This is a genomic window from Streptococcus dentapri, assembly GCF_042649885.1.
GTDB classification, from domain to species: domain Bacteria; phylum Bacillota; class Bacilli; order Lactobacillales; family Streptococcaceae; genus Streptococcus; species Streptococcus dentapri.
Window position 1 is genome coordinate 1 of the sequence record NZ_JBHSAC010000085.1, and the last position, 2,021, is coordinate 2,021.

The window sequence follows — 2,021 nt, forward strand, 5'->3', positions numbered from 1 at the left end:
CGTCTTTAACTAGTGTTACTAAAGGAGTCTCTTATGAAGAAAAGCACCAAGATCACCCTAATCAGTTTAGCGGCGTTAGCCATTTTAGCAGGAATAGGAGGAAGCCTGATGGTCAAAGATGATTTTAACAGCCGCTTTGAGGCCTTTGTCAAAGCCAAGCGAGAGCAACAAGCAAAAGAAGCTGAGAAAAAGCAGCGAGAAGCAAAGATGACAATCAAGGAGAAGCAGTTGGCCTACCTCAAAGAACACCAACAGGAGATTAAAGACTTTGTCAAGTCTCAAAACTCAAAGGTTGAGTCAGTGCAGATTGATTGGGATGAAACTCAGTGGGATAAAGCAGGGAATGGGACCCCACAAGGCGGAGGAGATATTATAGATATTTATGGTACATTTAATAATATTGAAAATTCTGGATGGCATGTCATGATGGAAATCAATGATGATAAAATAGATATGGGAACAATGTCTCTTGTTAATTATTTAAGTATAGGGGGTCAACCTTTTGAGTAACTGGAATTTAGATAATTTTGACAATATTTATGCCTCATTAGCACAGAGTGCTTATACAGGAAGGCCGATTGAATTTCCTTATGAAAAGTTATCGCCAGATCAGCGAAAAGCACTCGATTCAGGAGAATCTGTTCGTTTTGATTTTTCAAAAGATAAAACATTCAAAGGCCAAGTCACCCAAGGTGCTTCGGGCGACGGTTATCCCGATAAGAGTGATCCCAATGCCAGTAAAACAGAGCTCTACCTCCAGCCTGATGAAACGCTTCATACGACAAAAGACGGCCATCAAAAAGGCCTTCTGACCGATGAAAAGGAAGGCTTCAATGCCTATTATGTCACGGATACGCAGAAGGTAGACGGCTCGACCAAGAATACCTACTTCGTCGTCCGCGGCAGTGACGGTATGGGGATGGATACCCTCAATGACTGGATCGGTAATGATGCCAAGTTTGCGGTGACGGGTCACTCTCTTGGAACGATCGTCTCCGCTCAGGCAGTCGCCAATCTTAGCTATGATGAGTTCGTGTAGGAGTCTCTTATGAAGAAAAGCACCAAGATCACCCTAATCAGTTTAGCTACGTTAGCCATTTTAGCAGGAATAGGAGGAAGCCTGATGGTCAAAGATGATTTTAACAGTCGCTTTGAGGCTTTTGTCAAAGCCAAACGAGAGCAACAAGCAAAAGAAGCTGAGAAAAAGAAGCAAGAAGAAAAGATGACAACCAAGGAGAAGCAAGTAGCTTATCTTAAAGAACATGAACAAGAGATGACAGCATATATTAAATCTAAGAATTCTAAAATAACCACTGTTAAATATGACTGGGACAGTGTGAAATTAGTAGATGCTGGCAATGGGACACCTCAAGGGGGCGGTAAAGTTTTATTGATTTTTGGTTATGCTAATGGTAGTGATTTAACGAACTTTAGTTTAAATTTTGATGTCGATAAAGAAAATATGCCTATATTGGACTCTATGGGCTCTGATGATTATTATGATATTTAATTTCAAAATTAGGAATAACGTAAATTAACTAACTGATTTTGTTAGCATATAGAAGAAAAGGAATATTGATGACTAGTTGGAATTTAGAAGATTTTAATAGCATTTATGCCTCTCTTGCAGAGAGTGCCTATACTGGACGTCCTAACTCTTTTGCGATGAGTGACTTAAAGGCTGATCGGAAAAAGAGGCTAGAAGATGGAGAATCTGTTAGATTTGACTTTTCACAAGATGTTGAGAAAAAAGGTCAACTCACCCAAGGCGCCACTGGTGATGGCTATCCCGATAAAAGCGATCCCAATGCCAGTAAAACGGAGCTCTACCTCCAGCCTGATGAAACACTTCATACGGAGAAGGAGAAAGGGACTTATCGTGTTCCTGATCCTAATGGCGGCTACCATGAGGAGGAGTATGAGACTGGCGAATTTTATCAAAAGGGTCTCCTGACCGATGAAAAGGAAGGCTTCAATGCCTATTATGTCACGGATACGCAGAAGGTAGACAGCTCGACCAA

3 protein-coding genes and 1 pseudogene are annotated in these 2,021 nt (G+C 41.1%); all 4 read left to right on the forward strand.

Going from position 1 to position 2,021, the window contains the following annotated elements:
• Positions 1–33 precede the first annotated feature (33 nt).
• On the forward strand, positions 34–510 hold the full coding sequence (locus tag ACFOSE_RS09470) for a hypothetical protein (protein ID WP_380432754.1): 477 nt from the start codon (positions 34–36) through the stop codon (positions 508–510).
• Positions 503–1,039, forward strand: a complete 537-nt coding sequence (locus ACFOSE_RS09475; RefSeq protein ID WP_380432756.1) for a triacylglycerol lipase — start codon at positions 503–505, stop codon at positions 1,037–1,039. Before ACFOSE_RS09470 ends, ACFOSE_RS09475 begins: the two co-directional genes overlap by 8 nt.
• A gap of 9 nt (positions 1,040–1,048) precedes the next feature.
• Positions 1,049–1,510, forward strand: coding sequence for a hypothetical protein (locus ACFOSE_RS09480; protein ID WP_380432758.1), 462 nt, complete (start codon positions 1,049–1,051; stop codon positions 1,508–1,510).
• Positions 1,511–1,578: 68 nt separating this feature from the next.
• Positions 1,579–2,021: pseudogene (locus ACFOSE_RS09485) on the forward strand (hypothetical protein); the annotation flags it as partial.